This is a genomic window from Buttiauxella noackiae ATCC 51607 (assembly GCF_001654865.1).
Taxonomy (GTDB): domain Bacteria; phylum Pseudomonadota; class Gammaproteobacteria; order Enterobacterales; family Enterobacteriaceae; genus Buttiauxella; species Buttiauxella noackiae.
In genome coordinates this window covers 64,452-81,148 of the sequence record NZ_LXEO01000011.1, presented here as the reverse complement: position 1 = coordinate 81,148, position 16,697 = coordinate 64,452, and the positions used below count along the sequence as shown (strand labels likewise).

At 49.8% G+C, this 16,697-nt stretch carries 22 protein-coding genes and 1 other annotated feature; of the genes, 7 read left to right on the top strand and 15 right to left on the bottom strand.

The features are described 5' to 3' along the window. The first annotated feature begins 8 nt into the window (after positions 1-8). The 4 genes from M979_RS04645 to M979_RS04630 are packed head-to-tail and all read left to right on the top strand — an operon-like array spanning position 9 to position 3,622. Entirely contained in the window at positions 9-1,040 is a 1,032-nt protein-coding gene (locus M979_RS04645) for a hemin-degrading factor (protein WP_064553920.1), read from the top strand. Next, a complete protein-coding gene (locus M979_RS04640; RefSeq protein WP_064553919.1) occupies positions 1,037-1,852 on the top strand; it encodes a heme/hemin ABC transporter substrate-binding protein in 816 nt (271 codons plus the stop codon). Before M979_RS04645 ends, M979_RS04640 begins: the two co-directional genes overlap by 4 nt. 35 nt (positions 1,853-1,887) lie before the next feature. After that, positions 1,888-2,850 carry a FecCD family ABC transporter permease gene (locus M979_RS04635; RefSeq protein WP_064553952.1) on the top strand — a complete coding sequence of 321 codons (963 nt, stop codon included), beginning with the start codon at positions 1,888-1,890 and terminating at the stop codon, positions 2,848-2,850. Then, positions 2,843-3,622, top strand: a complete 780-nt coding sequence (locus tag M979_RS04630) for a heme ABC transporter ATP-binding protein (protein ID WP_064553918.1) — start codon at positions 2,843-2,845, stop codon at positions 3,620-3,622. The genes M979_RS04635 and M979_RS04630 overlap by 8 nt, the downstream gene beginning before the upstream one ends. A 65-nt stretch (positions 3,623-3,687) precedes the next feature. On the opposite strand, the gene selO is transcribed toward M979_RS04630, so the two are convergent. The 8 genes from selO to M979_RS23240 all read right to left on the bottom strand — a co-directional run bounded on the left by selO (position 3,688) and on the right by M979_RS23240 (position 10,334). Next, positions 3,688-5,133, bottom strand: a complete 1,446-nt coding sequence (gene selO, locus M979_RS04625; RefSeq protein WP_064553917.1) for a protein adenylyltransferase SelO — start codon at positions 5,131-5,133, stop codon at positions 3,688-3,690. Between the two features lie 78 nt (positions 5,134-5,211). After that, on the bottom strand, positions 5,212-5,928 hold the full coding sequence (locus M979_RS04620; RefSeq protein ID WP_064553951.1) for an EAL domain-containing protein: 717 nt from the start codon (positions 5,926-5,928) through the stop codon (positions 5,212-5,214). A 167-nt stretch (positions 5,929-6,095) separates the two neighbouring features. After that, positions 6,096-7,070, bottom strand: a complete 975-nt coding sequence (locus M979_RS04615; RefSeq protein WP_064553916.1) for a LacI family DNA-binding transcriptional regulator — start codon at positions 7,068-7,070, stop codon at positions 6,096-6,098. Between the two features lie 138 nt (positions 7,071-7,208). Further along, positions 7,209-7,670, bottom strand: a complete 462-nt coding sequence (locus M979_RS04610) for an NlpC/P60 family protein (RefSeq protein ID WP_034455965.1) — start codon at positions 7,668-7,670, stop codon at positions 7,209-7,211. Between the two features lie 80 nt (positions 7,671-7,750). Continuing rightward, a complete protein-coding gene (btuD, locus tag M979_RS04605; protein ID WP_064553915.1) occupies positions 7,751-8,497 on the bottom strand; it encodes a vitamin B12 ABC transporter ATP-binding protein BtuD in 747 nt (248 codons plus the stop codon). Further along, positions 8,497-9,045: a glutathione peroxidase gene (locus M979_RS04600; protein ID WP_034455967.1), complete on the bottom strand. Its 549-nt coding sequence runs from the start codon at positions 9,043-9,045 to the stop codon at positions 8,497-8,499. The genes btuD and M979_RS04600 overlap by 1 nt, the downstream gene beginning before the upstream one ends. Before the next feature lie 31 nt (positions 9,046-9,076). Beyond that, positions 9,077-10,057, bottom strand: a complete 981-nt coding sequence (gene btuC, locus M979_RS04595) for a vitamin B12 ABC transporter permease BtuC (RefSeq protein WP_064553914.1) — start codon at positions 10,055-10,057, stop codon at positions 9,077-9,079. 43 nt (positions 10,058-10,100) lie between these two features. Then, entirely contained in the window at positions 10,101-10,334 is a 234-nt protein-coding gene (locus tag M979_RS23240) for a hypothetical protein (protein WP_157093204.1), read from the bottom strand. 46 nt (positions 10,335-10,380) lie between these two features. Here M979_RS23240 and M979_RS04590 point away from each other — a divergent pair, with 46 nt between their 5' ends. The 3 genes from M979_RS04590 to M979_RS04580 are packed head-to-tail and all read left to right on the top strand — an operon-like array spanning position 10,381 to position 11,437. Further along, a complete protein-coding gene (locus tag M979_RS04590; RefSeq protein WP_064553913.1) occupies positions 10,381-10,737 on the top strand; it encodes a TehB family protein in 357 nt (118 codons plus the stop codon). A gap of 3 nt (positions 10,738-10,740) precedes the next feature. Further along, complete coding sequence (locus M979_RS04585) at positions 10,741-11,073, top strand: TehB family protein (protein ID WP_064553912.1); 333 nt, start codon at positions 10,741-10,743, stop codon at positions 11,071-11,073. A gap of 10 nt (positions 11,074-11,083) precedes the next feature. Continuing rightward, complete coding sequence (locus M979_RS04580; RefSeq protein ID WP_064553950.1) at positions 11,084-11,437, top strand: DUF1869 domain-containing protein; 354 nt, start codon at positions 11,084-11,086, stop codon at positions 11,435-11,437. 63 nt (positions 11,438-11,500) lie between these two features. On the opposite strand, the gene ihfA is transcribed toward M979_RS04580, so the two are convergent. The 7 genes from ihfA to infC form a co-directional block, all read right to left on the bottom strand. Next, complete coding sequence (gene ihfA / locus M979_RS04575) at positions 11,501-11,800, bottom strand: integration host factor subunit alpha (protein ID WP_034455972.1); 300 nt, start codon at positions 11,798-11,800, stop codon at positions 11,501-11,503. Positions 11,801-11,804: 4 nt separating this feature from the next. After that, the gene (gene pheT / locus M979_RS04570) at positions 11,805-14,192 is read right to left on the bottom strand and encodes a phenylalanine--tRNA ligase subunit beta (protein WP_064553911.1); all 2,388 of its coding nucleotides are present in this window, start codon (positions 14,190-14,192) and stop codon (positions 11,805-11,807) included. Between the two features lie 14 nt (positions 14,193-14,206). After that, entirely contained in the window at positions 14,207-15,190 is a 984-nt protein-coding gene (gene pheS, locus M979_RS04565) for a phenylalanine--tRNA ligase subunit alpha (protein WP_034455974.1), read from the bottom strand. Between the two features lie 67 nt (positions 15,191-15,257). Further along, positions 15,258-15,380 (bottom strand) — a sequence feature (Phe leader region). Then, positions 15,331-15,375 (bottom strand): pheST operon leader peptide PheM, encoded by a 45-nt coding sequence (gene pheM / locus M979_RS23235; protein ID WP_001386830.1) that lies wholly within the window; start codon positions 15,373-15,375, stop codon positions 15,331-15,333. Its footprint overlaps the feature before it by 45 nt. Before the next feature lie 75 nt (positions 15,381-15,455). Next, positions 15,456-15,812, bottom strand: coding sequence for a 50S ribosomal protein L20 (gene rplT, locus M979_RS04560; protein WP_000124850.1), 357 nt, complete (start codon positions 15,810-15,812; stop codon positions 15,456-15,458). A 45-nt stretch (positions 15,813-15,857) separates the two neighbouring features. Next, complete coding sequence (rpmI, locus tag M979_RS04555; protein WP_005968897.1) at positions 15,858-16,055, bottom strand: 50S ribosomal protein L35; 198 nt, start codon at positions 16,053-16,055, stop codon at positions 15,858-15,860. Between the two features lie 96 nt (positions 16,056-16,151). After that, positions 16,152-16,694 carry a translation initiation factor IF-3 gene (infC, locus tag M979_RS04550; protein WP_072009408.1) on the bottom strand — a complete coding sequence of 181 codons (543 nt, stop codon included), beginning with the start codon at positions 16,692-16,694 and terminating at the stop codon, positions 16,152-16,154. Positions 16,695-16,697 lie beyond the last annotated feature (3 nt).

Here is a 16,697-nt window from a genome sequence, read left to right as displayed (position 1 = left end):
GAAGCAATATGACTCAGCGTTATGAAAACTGGTTGCAGCTCAAACAACAGCACCCTAAAAAATATGCTCGCGACATCGCAAAACTGATGAACATCAGCGAGGCCGAACTGACTCATGCTCGCGTAGGGCATGATGCATGGCGCTTAAAAGGTGAAGTTCGCGACATTCTCGCCGCCCTTGAAAGCGTTGGCGAAATCAAATCCATTTGCCGTAACGAATATGCGGTGCATGAACAAGTTGGGCGTTTTGAGAACCAACAACTTCACGGTCATGCAGGGCTGGTTCTTAACCCGCGAGCTCTGGATTTGCGTTTGTTTCTGAACCAATGGGCTTTCGCTTTCCACATCCGTGAAGAAACCGCTCGCGGTGAACGCCAGAGCATTCAGTTCTTTGACCATCAGGGCGATGCACTGCTGAAGGTGTATACCACCGACAATACCGATTTCGCGGCCTGGGGCGATATGCTTGCGAAGTTTATCTATGCCGATAACCCGGAGCTTGAGCTGCAATCACCACAAGAAAGTGTGATGACGCCTGCGGTGGATGGCCAACAGGTTGATTCCGAATGGCGTAGCCTGCGTGATGTGCATCAGTTCTTTGGTCTGCTCAAACGCCACCAGCTGACTCGCCAGCAGGCATTCCGCCTGGTTGCTGAAGATCTGGCCTGCCAGGTTGATAACAGCGCACTGGCGCAGCTGTTAGCTCAGGCTAAACAGGATCAAAATGAAATTATGATCTTCGTCGGTAACCAGGGCACCGTGCAGATTTTCACCGGCAAGGTGGAAAAAGTTGTGCCAATGGATAACTGGATCAACATCTTCAACCCGCAATTCACCCTGCACTTGATGGGCGACACCATCGCTGAAAGCTGGGTGACACGTAAACCAAGTGGTGATGGCTTTGTAACGAGCCTGGAACTGTTTGCGGCTGACGGCACGCAAATCGCGCAGCTTTACGGCCAACGTACCGAAGGCGAACCTGAGCAACAGCAGTGGCGCTCACAGCTGGAAGCATTGGTAAGCAAAGGGCTGGCCGCATGAAACGCTGGTTAATTGCCCTGCTTGCAATGCCAGTGATTGCCGCGGCCAATGAACGAGTGGTGGCAATTGGTGGCGACGTAACGGAAATTGCCTTTGCATTAGGTTCGGGTGACCAACTGGTCGCCCGGGACAGCACCAGCCTCCATCCGGAGGCTGCAACAAAGCTTCCGGATGTCGGTTACTTGCGCCAGCTTAATGCCGAAGGGATTCTGGCTATGCGCCCGACGCTGGTACTCGCGAGTGCGCAGGCCAAACCTTCACTCGCGCTTGAACAAGTCGCCAGTAGCAACGTGAAAGTAGTCACTATTCCAGCGAGTAATTCGCTGGATGCTATCGACGAGAAAATTGACGCAGTCGCTCAAGCGATGGGGAAAACGGCCGAGGGTGATGCATTGCGCAAACAAGTGCATAGTAAACTGGCGTCGATTCCTGAAAAACCATTGCCGGTGAAAGTGCTGTTCATCATGAGTCACGGTGGCATGACTGCCATGGCTGCCGGGCAAGAGACGGCGGCTGATGCCGCGATTCGCGCCGCGGGTTTGCAAAATGCGATGCAAGGTTTCAAACGTTATCAGCCAATGTCGCAGGAGGGCGTTATTGCCAGCCAACCGCAATTGGTACTGGTCACAGCCGACGGTGTGAAAACGCTGGGTGGTGAAGATAACGTCTGGAAACTGCCAGGTCTTGCGCAAACTCCCGCTGGGAAAACTCGCCAGTTGTTAGTCGTGGACGATATGGCATTGCTCGGTTTCGGCCTGCAAACACCAGATGCGATCCTTGCATTACGCCATAAAGCGGAGCAATTGCCTTGATACGTCGCCCCCTGCCTCAACGAGCCCTGTTCGCTATGATTCTGGCGTTATTGGCTCTGTCTTTGGTCGCTGCCAATTTAGGTGCAATGCGTCTTTCCATCGCCGTGTTGTGGCAAGCCCAGGATGAGGCGCTGCGCCATATCTGGCTTAACATTCGTTTGCCGCGAGTGTTGCTTGCAACGCTTGTCGGCGGCGCACTGGCGCTTTCAGGCTGCGTCATGCAGGGGCTATTTCGCAACCCGCTTGCTGACCCCGGTTTACTTGGGATCAGTAGCGGTGCTGCACTTGCGGTTGGGTTTTCTGTGGTCTTGCCGCTAGCGCTACCGGCAGTCCTGGCATTATATGTTCCAATGCTTGCGGCATTTATTGGCAGTCTCGCGGTTACGCTGGTGATCTTCTTCTTAAGTCGCCAGGGTAACAACAGTCTATCCCGGTTGTTGCTGGTGGGGATCGCCATAAATGCATTATGCGGTGCGGCTGTCGGTGTACTTTCCTGGATCAGTAACGATGCCCAATTGCGTCAATTGTCGCTTTGGGGAATGGGGAGTCTTGGGCAAGCACAGTGGTCAACCTTGCTTGCTACTGCTTCGTTTATTCTCCCGGCTTCGCTGGCTATCGCGTTTCTGTCCAGACGCCTTAACCTGTTACAGCTTGGAGATGAAGAAGCCCATTATCTTGGTGTAGACGTCAAAAAAACCCAACGGCAACTCCTCATCTTAAGTGCATTGTTAGTCGCCGCAGCCGTTGCCGTAAGCGGTGTGATTGGTTTTGTTGGTTTAGTCGTGCCGCACTTAGTACGGATGTGGCTAGGTGCCGATCATCGCTGGCTGATTCCCGGTTCAGTTCTGGCTGGTGCGATGCTTTTGTTGGTTGCTGATACCCTCGCCCGCACGCTGGTTGCACCCGCTGAAATGCCCGTTGGCTTGCTGACCAGCCTGCTTGGCGGCCCATGGTTTTTAGCCATGATCTTCCGCCCTGGGAGGGAAAATGATGGATGATTTGCTGCAGGCGAAAAACGTTACGTTTCGCCCAGGCGAGCGAAAATTGCTCGATGACATTAATCTGACGCTGGCTGTCGGTGAAGTCGTGGCGCTAATCGGCCCTAACGGTGCAGGAAAATCTACGCTGCTACGGGTGCTGACCGGTTTTCAGCCACCAGATGAGGGTGAAATTTCTCTTGCTGGACGCCCACTAACAGCATGGTCTGGAGATGCCCTGTCGCGTAAACGTGCAGTCATGCGCCAGCGCAGCGGTATGGCCTTTAGCTGGGCCGTTGAAGATGTGATTGCTATGGGGCGTGCGCCGTGGCCGGAGAAAGAGACTAAATCTGTCGTTCAGGAAGTGATGGCACTAACGGGGTGCGATACGCTTGCCGGGCGCGATTTCTGCCAGCTTTCTGGCGGCGAACAGCAGCGCGTACAGCTGGCTCGTGCATTGGCACAACTATGGCTGGATGGGCAACCCCACGGCTGGCTGTTTTTAGATGAACCCACCTCTGCGCTCGATCTTTATCATCAGCAACATATCTTACGTTTACTGCGACGTTTGTCGCTGATGGGAACGTTGTCGGTTTGCGTGGTGCTGCATGATTTGAATCTGGCCGCACTTTGGGCTGACCGGATTGTATTGCTGCATGAAGGGAAGCTGGTGGCAAATGGCACTCCGCGAGATGTGTTGAACGAATCGACGTTACAACATTGGTATCAGGCGGATTTACGGGTGTTCAATCATCCAGAACACCCTGTACCTCAGGTGTGGTTACAGCAGTGATCGCTTCGCCGGATGACGCTGCGCTTATCCGACCTACGAAAGTCGTAGCGCCATCCACCGGTTTTTTAGCTTGAACAACTCACTTCTAACCGTTTGCCCCAGTCCGGCGGACGTTGTGTCAAATCGTCCGGATGTTCAGCAAATGGCTGGCGCAGTGCTTCATGTAGTTCAGCCAGAACACTTACATCCCCTTTATTGGCGGCATCAATGGCACGCTGAGCTAACCAGTTACGCAGAACAATTGAAGGATTCGCAGCTTTCATTGCCTGCTGACGTTGTTCGTCACTAATCTGCTCAATTTGCAGACGAGTTCGATAGCGGGTAAACCAACTATCAAAAGCAGCTCTGTCGATAAATTCATCCCGTAGCGGCGAGCTTGCTGAATTTTGCTCAGTCAGGCTTAGCATTCTGAAAGTGCGCGTGTAATCGCTACCCTCTTTTGCCATCAAGCCAAACAGTTCCGTGAGAATTTCATTATCTGCCGTTTGTTCGGTCAACAAACCCAGTTTACCGCGCATTAATTCCCCGAATGCTTTCATCAGCGCGAACTGATAATGGTCGAGCAATTCATTTAGCCATTCGACCGAGATAAACGGTGATAGCGTCTGCGCGAGGCGTTGCAGGTTCCACAGGCCTACGGCTGGTTGATTATCAAAAGCATAACGCCCCTGATGATCGGAATGGTTGCAGATAAAACCAGGCTGATAGTCATCAAGGAAACCGTACGGACCGTAATCCATCGTCAGGCCGAGAATCGACATATTGTCGGTATTCATCACCCCATGGGCGAACCCAACTGTTTGCCAGTTGGCAATCATCTGTGCGGTACGCTCGACAACATCGCGGAACCAAAGCTGATATTTATCTTTTTCATCAACCAGATGCGGCCAGTGATGGGCAATCACATAATCCGCCAGTTGCTGAATCTTTTCAGGTTCACGGCGATAGTAGAAATGCTCGAAGTGACCAAACCTGGCGTGGCTTTGCGCCACACGAATCAGCATTGCGCCTTGCTCAGTGGTTTCGCGGCGTACCGGAGTGTCGCTGGTGACGATACTGAGTGCACGCGTGGTTGGAATTCCTAAGCCATGCATCGCTTCACTGGCGAGAAATTCACGCACCGTTGAGCGCAACACTCCGCGGCCATCGCCCATCCGCGAATAAGGCGTTAAGCCTGCGCCTTTCAAGTGCCAATCAAATTTGCGTCCGTCAGCCAGTTGCTGTTCACCGAGCAAAATACCGCGCCCGTCGCCAAGTTGCCCCGCCCAGACACCAAACTGATGTCCGCTATAAACCTGAGCTAAAGGCTGCATACCCGGAAGCAGCGTTTCACCACTCCAGATACCCGTATGAGATTGGTCAAACAATGAGGTATCAAGCCCAAGGTCATCAGCCAATGGACGGTTATAATAAAAAAGCCGGGAATGATGCAGCGGCGTGGGCTTCAGAGCCGTGTAAAAGCCGGGCAATTCATCGTGCCAGCTATTGTTAAATACAGGTTTATTGGTCATGTTACCTCCTGCCGATAGTGTAGTGCTTGTCTGAGGTTTTAAACACAGCACGTTGGCAGGGGTATTCACTCGAGCGGGTTAATTAGAATGAAACCAGTCGGTTAATGCCTCAGGTGCAATAGCTGGCCAATAATTCCCCTGCATGGCAAAGGTAGTTAATGAGAGGACTTTCTTGCGCGCTGCGTCATCATCAATACCCGTTATAATCAGTGTCTCGCAAAAAGGAGTCAGTTGGGCAAGCATTGCTAGCATAAAGGGTTCAAAAGAACGTTGTTTAATTTGTTTATGAATAAATAATTTATCCATAAATACACGTTTAAATAGCCCATCAAAAATCGGTTTAGTCGTCGCCACTCCCGCACCAAAATTAGCCAGCGCTAATGAATAATGCTTACACATTGTTACTAAACGCGTATTTTCATTGCCATGATTTAACTCGGGGAAGTTTTCATTGATAGAAAACTCAATGAACGGAAGCTGCGCCAGGCGCGAAGCCAGCGCTGAATTGGCTAAAACCTCATCAACAATTACCGCACTTATATTCACCCAGACAACCATGTTCTGAGCCTTAAAGAATTCTTGATAGTTTTCGAGTAATTCTATTTGCTCATGAAACAATATTACTTGCTGTTCTGATTTAATAACCGGCGCAACTAATTCTGTTGGAATACGCACCGGCGCATCGACTCCAACAAAATTAACTAATAATTCAACACCTAAAACTTCACCCTGCGGCAAGTAAACAGGCTGGAAATAAAAATCCGAACGATATTGTGTATCGAGTACGAGGATCATATGGCCAGCCGTGTTTCGCATGAGGTGGAGGGCATCGTGACACGATGAACATCCAGCGTTAACTGGATTGATTTGATTGTATTTAAACGCAAGGTCATCCTTGATATGTGTATCAGATTCTTTTTGAATATAATTATATTATCCTGGTTATCTTCCTATCGCCAGTTTTAGCGAATATGACGGACAGAATCACGGTGGATTATCTTGGGAGAAAAAGATTCATTCTCATAATTATTTTCCAATAATTTACGGATCGCAAAACGCGCCATTTCACTTATCGGAAAATGAACACTGGTAATTGCAGGTCGAACAAACGCGGCTCTTTCTCCACTGTCGTAACAAACAAGTGAGATATCCTGGGGAATTCGCAGCCCGCGTTCAGTGATTGCCAGCATTGCACCTACCGCCAACTCCTCATTACAACAATAAATAGCCGTCGGTTGGGCACTCTCCAGTAACTGAGATGCCAATTGATAGCCACCCGGCATGTCGTACTCGCCACCCAGCACCGCAACCGGCAACAGCTGCGCCTGATTCATTGCATCAATAAAACCCTGAAGACGTAGTAAGCTTGAAGATCGTCCACTCGGCCCATGCAAACAAGCAATTGCAGTATGGCCTGCATCAATAAAAACCTGAGTGGCAAGAGCACTCGCCGCGCGATGATCAAACACCACACAGCGTGATTCAAGCCCCGGAACGTCCCGGTCAAGAATAATGAATTTGCGATCTTGTTCAGCCAGTTGCACAAGAGTGCCATCGGTGATGGCGCGGACGTGTAATATCAGGCCATCACAACGTAAATTAAACAGCCGCTGAATTGCATTGAGCTCTTTCTCAGCAGTATCACGCCCTTGGGTCACTAATAACTGTTTTCCGTGTAATTCAGTTTCACTCTGAATGGTATCCATCAGTGCCCCGAAGAAACCGCCACGATAAGAGGTCGTGACAAGCCCTAATGTATTGCTCTGACTGGATGCTAAAGCTCGAGCCGCAGGATTCGGCGTGTAGCCTAATTCAATGATCGCCGCTTCAACTTTGATTCGGGTCTGTGCTTTAACTTTATTGTCGCCATTCACCACGCGCGAGACGGTCGCCCGGGATACACCTGCGCTGGCGGCAACATCTTCGAGAGTCACCATGAACTATCCTTTAGTAGGAGCGAAATGCTCCCAGATATTACCTGATATTGTGAACCGTACCTGGGTTAGCCACGGAATTGCTGAAGGGAGTCACGTTTAGGGCCAATAGCCTGGCCCTGGTCGAGGAAAATAACGGTGCTAGATACGGCGGGCCTGCCAGAATTTCTTGCTCCAGTAGACATTATCGAGCGACGAGCGCATCACGCCGCGGCTGGTCGAGGCATGAATGAATTGGTTGTCCGTATCGTAAATACCAACATGCAGGCCACTTTCACCGGACCCCGTCTTAAAGAACACCAGATCGCCCGGGAGTAAATCATCTTTATCAATTTCAGTGCCAATTTTGGCCTGCTGGCGCGTTTCGCGTGGCAGTTGCAGATCAAACCGGTCGCGGAAAGTAATTGACACAAAACCGGAACAATCGACTCCACGACGGCTCATGCCACCATAGCGATACGGAGTGCCATGCCAGCCGCTGAGTTGATCATTAAGCCTGGCAATCACCGTTATCGAGTCTGAAAGACGAGAATTTGGAGGTGGCGCATGATGGCTACACCCAGCGAGCACCAGACATGCCACTACAAGAATCCATACACGCATTTTCAGGCTAGTCCTCACCCGTTTATAATTTCCAGTAATTTAGCGCTTACCTATGATTTGGTGCAAGTTTTTACCAGCAATTAAAGTGTAGCTATCAGCATGCTGTGCCCTTCAACCTGCATTCTACGAAAGTGCATGTTATAGGCTGTCGCTAAATGTTGCACAGACAGCACATCATCCCGCTTACCTTGTGCAATCATTTTACCCGCACGCAATAACCAGACAGTATGGGCATGACGCAAACTGTGGTTCAAATCATGGCTGCTCATCAACACCGCAATGCCCGCTTCGCATAACGCCATCAGAATTCTGTCCAGCGCAGTTTGCTGCGCAATATCCAGGCTGTTCATTGGCTCATCCAGCAGGAGCAAGCGCCCATGCTGGTTAATTTCAGGGTGAATTTGTAACACGACGGCTGCCAGACGAACACGCTGCCACTCGCCGCCAGAAAGCTGGTTAACACTGCGCGTAAGTTTGTCTGTCAGACCCAAACTGCCAACGAGCTTGAGCATCACGCTATCGCCAGGAGTGACTTGCTGATGCATTTGCAGGTAGTGCCAGACAGGCATGGAAAATGGTGGCATTTGTTGCTGAGAAAGATAAGCACGATGGCGAGCCAGATGCGTGGGTTGCCATTCGTTCAGGTTGCTGCCGGCAAAGGTTATTTCCCCGCCTCCCAAACTCAACCCCGCAGCTCTCATTAACAATGTGCTTTTCCCCGCGCCGTTTGGCCCGACAAGATGCACCAGTTCACCCGTGTGTACAATGGCGGAAATCGGCCCAAGCCGCTCCGCCACAACCACATCGTTAAGCTGTAACAACGACATTATCTCGCCAGTGCCGACTTGATAGCACCAATAACAACCGGGTCTTCAGGTGTCATATCAGGTGAGAAACGTTGAATAACCTGGCCATCGCGCCCGATAAGGAATTTCTCGAAGTTCCACAGAATATCGCCAGCATGAGCGGGTGCACGACCTTTGCTGCTCATGCGTTCAAAAAAGCCACTCCCATCAGGCGCAACCGCAGTTGGCGCGGCAGCCACTAATTTTTGGTACAACGGGTGACGATTCTCTCCATTGACATCCACTTTGCTAAACATAGGGAACGTCACACCATAAGTAGTGCTGCAAAAGGTTTTGATCTCTTCTTCGCTACCCGGCTCCTGGCCCAGGAACTGGTTGCATGGGAAACCAAGAACCGAGAAACCTTCGTGTTGCAGCTCTTTTTGCAGATTCTCTAATTGTTCGTATTGCACCGTCAGGCCGCATTTAGAGGCTACGTTCACCACCAGCAGTACTTTACCTTTCCAGTTTTCGAGCGTTGTCGCTTCACCATCAATGGTAGTGACTTCAGTATTCAGAATGTCTTGCATTGTGTCCCCTTAAATTGAAATCAAACGATGGTTATTTCCCAGCTTTTAATAGTAGCCATATAAATAGCGGAGCGCCCAGGGTTGCTGTCACAACACCTATAGGTAATTCAGCCGAAACAAGTGCCAGACGTGCAATGACATCAGCCCCAAGCAACACTGTTGCACCTGCCAGCGCACTGGCAGGCAATAAGATACGGTGATCCGTTAGCCCCTTCAGACGCAGCATATGTGGGATGACCAGGCCGATAAAACCAATAGCACCGGCAAGAGCCACACTCACACCGACCAACCAGCCAGTTGCAATGACCATAATATTGCGCCACAACCAGACAGGCAGGCCAAGCTGACGAGCTGACATTTCACCCAACGCCATTAAGTTCAGGGGGGCATAGTTGCGGCATAACCACAACATCACAGGCAGCAGAGTTATCATCAACCACCATTGCCGCCAGTCTACACCTCCAAAACCACCCATCATCCAATACATTAACTGGCGTAAGTCGAGGCTTGAACTGAAATAGATAGCCCAGGTCATCAGCGCACTACAGATAATCCCCAGAGCCACACCCGCAAGCAACAATCGACTATTTGAAAGATGCCGCCGCGAAAAACGTAACAGGATAAATGTGATAATCAGCGCACCGGCGATCGCACAAATTCCCAGTATCCAGTCCGGCAGCATCCCTTGCCCAAGTAATACCGCAGCGACCAGCGCAACACCGGCACCATTGGATACACCAAGCAGGCCCGGCTCGGCCAGCGGGTTTTCGAAAAGGGCCTGCATAATGGTGCCTGAGATCGCCAATGCCGCGCCAACCAATAGCACTGCTAAGGTACGGGGCATGCGGATCTGCCAGATGAACAGTTGAGCATCCTCACGCATCCAGTGTTGCGGAGCAAACCACTGGTCGCCGGCGCTTAAACTCAGCACCACCATCCCCAACATTGTGGCAAACAATGCAAGTAGCCAACGGCGTTCGTGGCGGCGTTGTTGAGCGACAAAAGTGAGCATCTGGGTAATAAGGTCCGATTAGTAGCCATTCATAAATTTGATTTTACGAGGGATTTTCCGCGCAGAACAAGAAGAAAAGAAGAAAGCTGCCAGATGCGGATTTTATAGGCTGATTACCCGCCCTCTTTTTTGATACCACTAAGTGGTTACGTAAGGGATTTTTATAGGGATAGAGCACCTGGCGAATCGTAACGGCGCCTTTTACAGGTACACTATCTTTAAAATATTTTTTGCTATTATCAAATAATCGCATAATCGCACGGCGATGGTTTGCCATTAAATCTCATATCGGGTCGTACTGACCCCAAACGAGGGATAAAACAATGAAACTCACTATTCCTGCCAATTACGTCCACACTCGTGCCACACAATTCTTTGATAAATCGAATGTCCCTGCTGCACTTTTAAGTCATCACAACACTAAAGCCGGCGTCTATGGTCGTCTTTCCGTCATGCGAGGCGCCGTCAAATACTTTGGTTTCGCCGATGCGGAAGCGACAACACCAGATCTGGAACTGGTTATAGAGGCGGGTTGCTTTGGCATCAGCCCCCCGCAGAAATGGCATCGTATTGAGCTGTTGACCGACGATACCTATTTCAATATCGATTTTTTTGCTGAGCCGGAAGTGCAACTGAGCGGGAAAGGTTTTGGTCAGGTAGTGAATACTCACAAGGATTAATAAATGAAGCGAATCGAGATCCCATCACATTACGTTCACACTCGTAGTACGCCTTTCTGGAACCGTGAAACTGCACCTCCGGGTATTTGGCGTCGACATCTTGACGCGGGTACGCGTCAGGGGGTCTATCCGCGTTTATCAGTGATGGAAGGAATTATTCGCTATTACAATTTTTCTGACGAGTTTAGCCCCGAAGTGCTGGAAACTTTAACCATCGAGGAAGGCCAATTTGCCGTATTCCCGCCGGAGAAATGGCACTTCATCGAAGCGTTAACAGATGATGTCTTATTCAGCGTTGATTTCTACGTTGACACACAAATTTTAATAGAAGAATAAAGTGATAATGATGGATAACGGAGAAGAAAATAAGGGGTATACGCTGGCGATAATGAATCGCAGAACTGGGGCAGTCGCTGAGAAAGTGTATTTGAAGCCTATGGCTCTCTATGTTCCAGTCTTCGCAAATGAGGCTGTCACGACGTTGGTAGACTGCTTAGCACTGTCCGAGGATTGTGCCCTGTGCGATAAAGGTTATGCGCTTTCCGTGACCAACAATAATAACGGGGTGTCTGTAGACAAAGATTTCAGCACGCTTGATGAAATGGCAGCTCCGGCTACGGCCGCCGAAATGGTAAAAGAACTGATTAATATCGTGCGCGGTTATGATGAAGATGATGATCATAACGTATGCGGTTGGTAGTGATTCAGGACGGGTCAAAGCAAAGAAAAAGGCCGCTAAAGCGGCCTTTTTGGTTAATTCAGGTTACTCGTCTTTCGGCGACGCGTTTTCAACCCTACTCTTCAACTTCTGACCAGGTCTGAAGGTCACTACACGGCGTGCCGTGATAGGAATATCTTCACCAGTCTTCGGGTTACGCCCGGGACGTTGGTTTTTATCGCGTAAGTCAAAATTACCAAAGCCTGATAGCTTAACCTGCTCGCCATTTTCCAGAGCGCGACGAACCTCTTCGAAAAACAGCTCTACCAACTCTTTAGCATCACGTTTGCTAAGCCCTAGCTTATCAAACAGATATTCTGACATTTCAGCTTTTGTAAGCGCCATACGTTCAATCCCTCAATGATGCCTGGAATCGCTCTTTTAATGCCTCTACACATTTTGCAACGGTAGCGGCCATCTCCTCTTCTTCGAGTGTACGGCCCGTATCCTGCAGGATAAGGCTTATGGCAAGGCTCTTATAACCTTCGGCTACACCTTTACCACGGTACACATCAAACAAGTTTACGCCAACTACCTGATTTGCGCCAACTTTCTTACACTCTGCCAAAATATCTGCTGCGGGAACGTTTTCTGCAACCACAACAGCAATGTCACGACGGTTCGCAGGGAAACGAGAAATCTCTTTAGACTCAGGCACAGCGCGGTCTGCAAGCTTGTTCCACAGCACTTCGAACACCAGTGTACGACCATTGAGCGAAAGCTTACGTTCCAGTTCCGGGTGGACAACACCAATGAAACCAACGTATTCCCCACCTAAATAAATGGCAGCACTTTGTCCCGGATGCAAGGCTGGGTTACTTGCTGCTTTAAATTCGATGTCTGAAAGTTTACCCGTCAGATCCAGAACCGCTTCCAGATCGCCCTTCAAATCATAGAAGTCGACGGTGTTACGCGCCAGATCCCAATGCTCTTCATAACGGTTACCACAGATCGCACCAGCCAGCATAAGATCCTGACGAATACCCAGGTCTGCCTGCGTATCAGGAACAAAGCGTAAACCGGACTCAAAGATGCGCACACGCGCCTGCTGGCGGTTTTGGTTATAAACCACAGTATTGAGCAGGCCGGTCAGCAGGGACAAACGCATTGCTGACATTTCGCTGGAAATTGGGCTTGGCAGAATCAGATTTTCTTCACCCGGGTGCAGCAGCTGTTGAACTTTAGGATCAACAAAGCTGTAGGTGATCACTTCCTGGTAGCCTTTATCGACCAGCATGGTTTTCACACGCTTGAGCGAAAGGTCAGCTTCACGGTGAGTACCCATGATAAGACCCGCTTGTACAGGCTCGTTAGGGATACTGTTGTAGCCATAAACGCGCGCCACTTCTTCAACCAGATCTTCTTCAATCTGCATATCAAAGCGCCAGCTAGGAGCCACCGCAGTCCACTGGTTATCACCTTCAGTCACTTCACAGCCCAGACGGCGCAGAATATCGCCAACCTGTACATCTGCAATATGGTGGCCAATCAGACGATCGAGCTTACTGCGACGCAGGGTAATTGTGGCAGCTTTTGGCAGATGTGCTTCATTAGTAACATCAATAACCGGGCCAGCTTCGCCGCCGCAGATATCGATCAACAGACGGGTCGCACGTTCCATTGCTTTGTACTGCAACGCTGAATCCACACCGCGTTCATAACGATGAGAAGCATCGGTATGCAAGCCATGGCGACGCGCGCGGCCAGTAATAGACAGCGGGCTGAAGAATGCACACTCAAGCAGTACGTTCTGGGTTTCATCATTGACACCAGAATGTTCGCCACCAAAGATGCCGCCCATTGCCAGTGCTTTGTTGTGGTCAGCAATGACCAGAGTATCGGCATTCAACTTCGCTTCGTTACCATCAAGCAGCGTCAGGGTTTCGCCCTCTTCTGCCATACGCACAACGATGCCACCTTCAATGCGGTCTTTATCGAACGCATGCATCGGCTGGCCGAGTTCCAACAGCACGTAGTTAGTCACGTCAACCACTGCATCAATAGAACGAATACCGCAACGACGCAGTTTTTCTTTCATCCACAGCGGCGTTGGTGCTTTGACGTTGATACCTTTAACTACACGGCCCAGGTAACGTGGACATGCTTCAGGCGCATCGACACGAATTGGCAGCGTGTCGGTAATAGTCGCCGCTACAGTAGCTATTTCTGGCACGTTTAACGAAAGTTGGTTCACAACCGCGACATCACGGGCAACACCAATGATACCGAGGCAATCGGCACGGTTTGGCGTTACGCTGATTTCGATAGTGTGGTCGTCAAGCTTCAGGTATTCACGGATGTCAGTACCAATCGGGGCATCCAGCGGCAGCTCAATAATACCGTTATGGTCATCGGAAATGCCCAACTCGGAGAATGAGCAGAGCATGCCTTCAGATGGCTCACCGCGCAGCTTTGCTGCTTTAATTTTGAAATCACCTGGCAACACAGCACCAACGGTTGCCACAGCAACTTTCAGGCCCTGACGGCAATTTGGTGCACCACAAACGATGTCTAACAGACGGTCACCACCGACATTAACTTTTGTTACACGCAGTTTGTCAGCATTTGGATGTTGGCCACACTCAACCACTTCACCCACAACCACACCGTTGAATTCGCCCGCAACGGCATCAACACCATCAACTTCAAGACCAGCCATAGTAATTTGACCGGAAAGCTCTTCACTACTGTTGGCTGGATTTACCCATTCGCGTAACCAGAGTTCACTGAATTTCATTGGATATCCCGCCCTTATTTAAACTGTTTGAGGAAACGTAAATCATTTTCGAAGAATGCACGCAAATCGGTTACGCCGTAGCGCAGCATGGTCAAACGCTCCATGCCCATACCGAAAGCAAAGCCTGAATAAACTTCTGGATCGATACCAACGTTACGTAGAACGTTCGGATGCACCATGCCGCAGCCTAATACTTCCAACCATTTGCCATTTTTACCCATCACATCAACTTCTGCGGATGGTTCGGTGAACGGGAAGTAAGACGGGCGGAAACGAATCTGCAAATCAGCTTCGAAGAAGTTGTTCAGGAAATCGTGGATGGTACCTTTCAGGTTAGCGAAGTTGATATTGGTATCAACAATCAAACCTTCCATCTGGTGGAACATCGGCGTGTGAGTCTGATCGTAGTCGTTACGATACACGCGTCCCGGCGCGATAATACGAATCGGCGGCTGCTTGTCTTTCATGGTGCGAATCTGAACGCCAGAGGTCTGGGTGCGCAGTAAACGCGTTGCATCGAACCAGAATGTATCGTGGTCAGCACGAGCAGGGTGATGGCCTGGAATATTCAGCGCATCGAAGTTGTGATAGTCATCCTCAATTTCCGGGCCAGTTGCCACAGTGAAGCCTAACTCCCCAAAGAAGCTTTCAATACGGTCGATGGTGCGTGTAACCGGGTGCAAACCACCATTTTCAACACGGCGCCCGGGCAGTGAGATATCGATAGTTTCTTCTGCCAGGCGAGCATTCAGCGCAGCACTTTCAAGTGCATTTTTACGAGCATTCAATGCTTCCTGCACTTTCTCTTTGGCTTCGTTAATTACTGCACCGGCGGCTGGGCGCTCTTCTGCTGGCAATTCACGCAGGGTAGTCATCTGGAGGGTCAGATGACCTTTTTTCCCTAAATACTCGACGCGTACGTTGTCTAACGCGGCAACATCCTGGGCCTCGTTTATGGCGGCCGTTGCGTTGGCAACCAGCTCTGCGAGATGTGGCATGGTATTCCTCTTATGCCGGCATAATTACCGGGGTAGTTGATCCGTATATAAAGATAAAAAGGGATGCAAAAAAAAAGCCTCCTAATGGAGGCTTTCGGCGCTATTTTTCGTTTCTTTTCTTACGCGCAAAGCCCCCGAATTCAGGTGCTAAAGTAAAAAAAGAAACGGAAAATAGCAGCATTCATGCTTGCAGTTACCTTATTGAACAGTGTTAAACATACCATTAGAAATTAAAAGAGGGAGCAAGCTCCCTCTAATAACTGGCTTACGCCAGAGCTGCTTTCGCTTTCTCAACCAGTGCAGTAAATGCCACTTTGTCGAATACGGCGATGTCAGCCAGGATCTTACGGTCGATTTCAACAGAAGCTTTTTTCAAGCCGTTGATGAATTTGCTGTAAGAGATCCCGTTCTGACGAGCTGCAGCGTTGATACGTGCAATCCACAGCTGACGGAATTGACGCTTACGTTGACGACGGTCACGGTAAGCATATTGGCCAGCTTTGATAACAGCCTGGAAAGCAACGCGGTATACGCGTGAACGCGCACCGTAGTAGCCTTTGGCTTGTTTAAGGATTTTTTTGTGACGAGCACGTGCGATTACACCACGTTTTACGCGAGCCATATTAGCTCTCCTGTTCTATATTCTGAATTAATTAAAAAGTGCTACTTATGCGTACGGCAGGCAAGCGATGACCAGGCCCAGATCCCCTTTGGAGACCATACCTTTCGGACGCAGGTGACGTTTACGCTTAGTAGACTTTTTAGTCAGAATATGACGCAGGTTAGCGTGCTTACGCTTAAAACCACCACCGGCGGTCTTTTTGAAGCGCTTAGCGGCGCCGCGTACAGTTTTAATCTTTGGCATTTAATAACTTTCCACTTCGCATTGTTAATAAAACGAACCAGAAGGCGAACAAGACTCACGAGGCCGAGACCTCGCGAGAACTGTTACTTGATGGCCTTACTGTTTCTTCTTCGGAGCGAGCACCATGATCATCTGGCGGCCTTCGATCTTCGATGGGAAGGATTCGACGACTGCCAGTTCACTCAGATCGTCACGGACGCGGTTAAGCACTTCCATACCAATCTGTTGGTGAGCCATTTCACGACCGCGGAAACGCAGTGTGATTTTAGCTTTATCACCCTCTTCCAGAAAGCGAACCAGGCTGCGGAGTTTTACCTGATAGTCGCCATCATCGGTACCAGGTCGGAATTTGATTTCCTTAACCTGAATAACTTTTTGCTTTTTCTTCTGTTCCTTAGAAGATTTGCTTTTTTCGTAGAGGAATTTGCCGTAATCCATAATTCGACAAACAGGCGGTTCAGCATTAGGACTGATTTCAACTAAATCAACCCCAGCCTCCTCGGCTTTTTCTAAAGCTTCATTCAGACTCACAATACCTAGTTGCTCGCCGTCTATACCTGTCAGACGAACCTCAGTGGCACGAATTTCTCTGTTTATGCGATTAGGACGCGCCGGTTGAACTCTTTTTCCGCCTTTAATAAC

What these genes read in the sequence shown, in the direction of transcription:
- btuD (WP_064553915.1), bottom strand. Translation starts at nt 8,497, where the DNA reads ATGTCGTTGTTACAGCTTAACGATGTGGTTGTGGCGGAGCGGCTTGGG.
- M979_RS04620 (WP_064553951.1), bottom strand. Translation starts at nt 5,928, where the DNA reads ATGATCCTCGTACTCGATACACAATATCGTTCGGATTTTTATTTCCAG.
- selO (WP_064553917.1), bottom strand. Translation starts at nt 5,133, where the DNA reads ATGACCAATAAACCTGTATTTAACAATAGCTGGCACGATGAATTGCCC.
- rpmI (WP_005968897.1), bottom strand. Translation starts at nt 16,055, where the DNA reads ATGCCAAAGATTAAAACTGTACGCGGCGCCGCTAAGCGCTTCAAAAAG.
- M979_RS04640 (WP_064553919.1), top strand. Translation starts at nt 1,037, where the DNA reads ATGAAACGCTGGTTAATTGCCCTGCTTGCAATGCCAGTGATTGCCGCG.
- M979_RS04610 (WP_034455965.1), bottom strand. Translation starts at nt 7,670, where the DNA reads ATGCGTGTATGGATTCTTGTAGTGGCATGTCTGGTGCTCGCTGGGTGT.
- M979_RS04590 (WP_064553913.1), top strand. Translation starts at nt 10,381, where the DNA reads ATGAAACTCACTATTCCTGCCAATTACGTCCACACTCGTGCCACACAA.
- M979_RS04645 (WP_064553920.1), top strand. Translation starts at nt 9, where the DNA reads ATGACTCAGCGTTATGAAAACTGGTTGCAGCTCAAACAACAGCACCCT.
- pheT (WP_064553911.1), bottom strand. Translation starts at nt 14,192, where the DNA reads ATGAAATTCAGTGAACTCTGGTTACGCGAATGGGTAAATCCAGCCAAC.
- M979_RS04635 (WP_064553952.1), top strand. Translation starts at nt 1,888, where the DNA reads ATGATTCTGGCGTTATTGGCTCTGTCTTTGGTCGCTGCCAATTTAGGT.
- M979_RS04580 (WP_064553950.1), top strand. Translation starts at nt 11,084, where the DNA reads ATGGATAACGGAGAAGAAAATAAGGGGTATACGCTGGCGATAATGAAT.
- btuC (WP_064553914.1), bottom strand. Translation starts at nt 10,057, where the DNA reads ATGCTCACTTTTGTCGCTCAACAACGCCGCCACGAACGCCGTTGGCTA.
- pheS (WP_034455974.1), bottom strand. Translation starts at nt 15,190, where the DNA reads ATGCCACATCTCGCAGAGCTGGTTGCCAACGCAACGGCCGCCATAAAC.
- rplT (WP_000124850.1), bottom strand. Translation starts at nt 15,812, where the DNA reads ATGGCTCGCGTAAAACGTGGTGTAATCGCACGTGCTCGTCACAAAAAA.
- M979_RS23240 (WP_157093204.1), bottom strand. Translation starts at nt 10,334, where the DNA reads ATGGCAAACCATCGCCGTGCGATTATGCGATTATTTGATAATAGCAAA.
- M979_RS04585 (WP_064553912.1), top strand. Translation starts at nt 10,741, where the DNA reads ATGAAGCGAATCGAGATCCCATCACATTACGTTCACACTCGTAGTACG.
- M979_RS04600 (WP_034455967.1), bottom strand. Translation starts at nt 9,045, where the DNA reads ATGCAAGACATTCTGAATACTGAAGTCACTACCATTGATGGTGAAGCG.
- M979_RS04615 (WP_064553916.1), bottom strand. Translation starts at nt 7,070, where the DNA reads ATGGTGACTCTCGAAGATGTTGCCGCCAGCGCAGGTGTATCCCGGGCG.
- M979_RS04630 (WP_064553918.1), top strand. Translation starts at nt 2,843, where the DNA reads ATGGATGATTTGCTGCAGGCGAAAAACGTTACGTTTCGCCCAGGCGAG.
- ihfA (WP_034455972.1), bottom strand. Translation starts at nt 11,800, where the DNA reads ATGGCGCTTACAAAAGCTGAAATGTCAGAATATCTGTTTGATAAGCTA.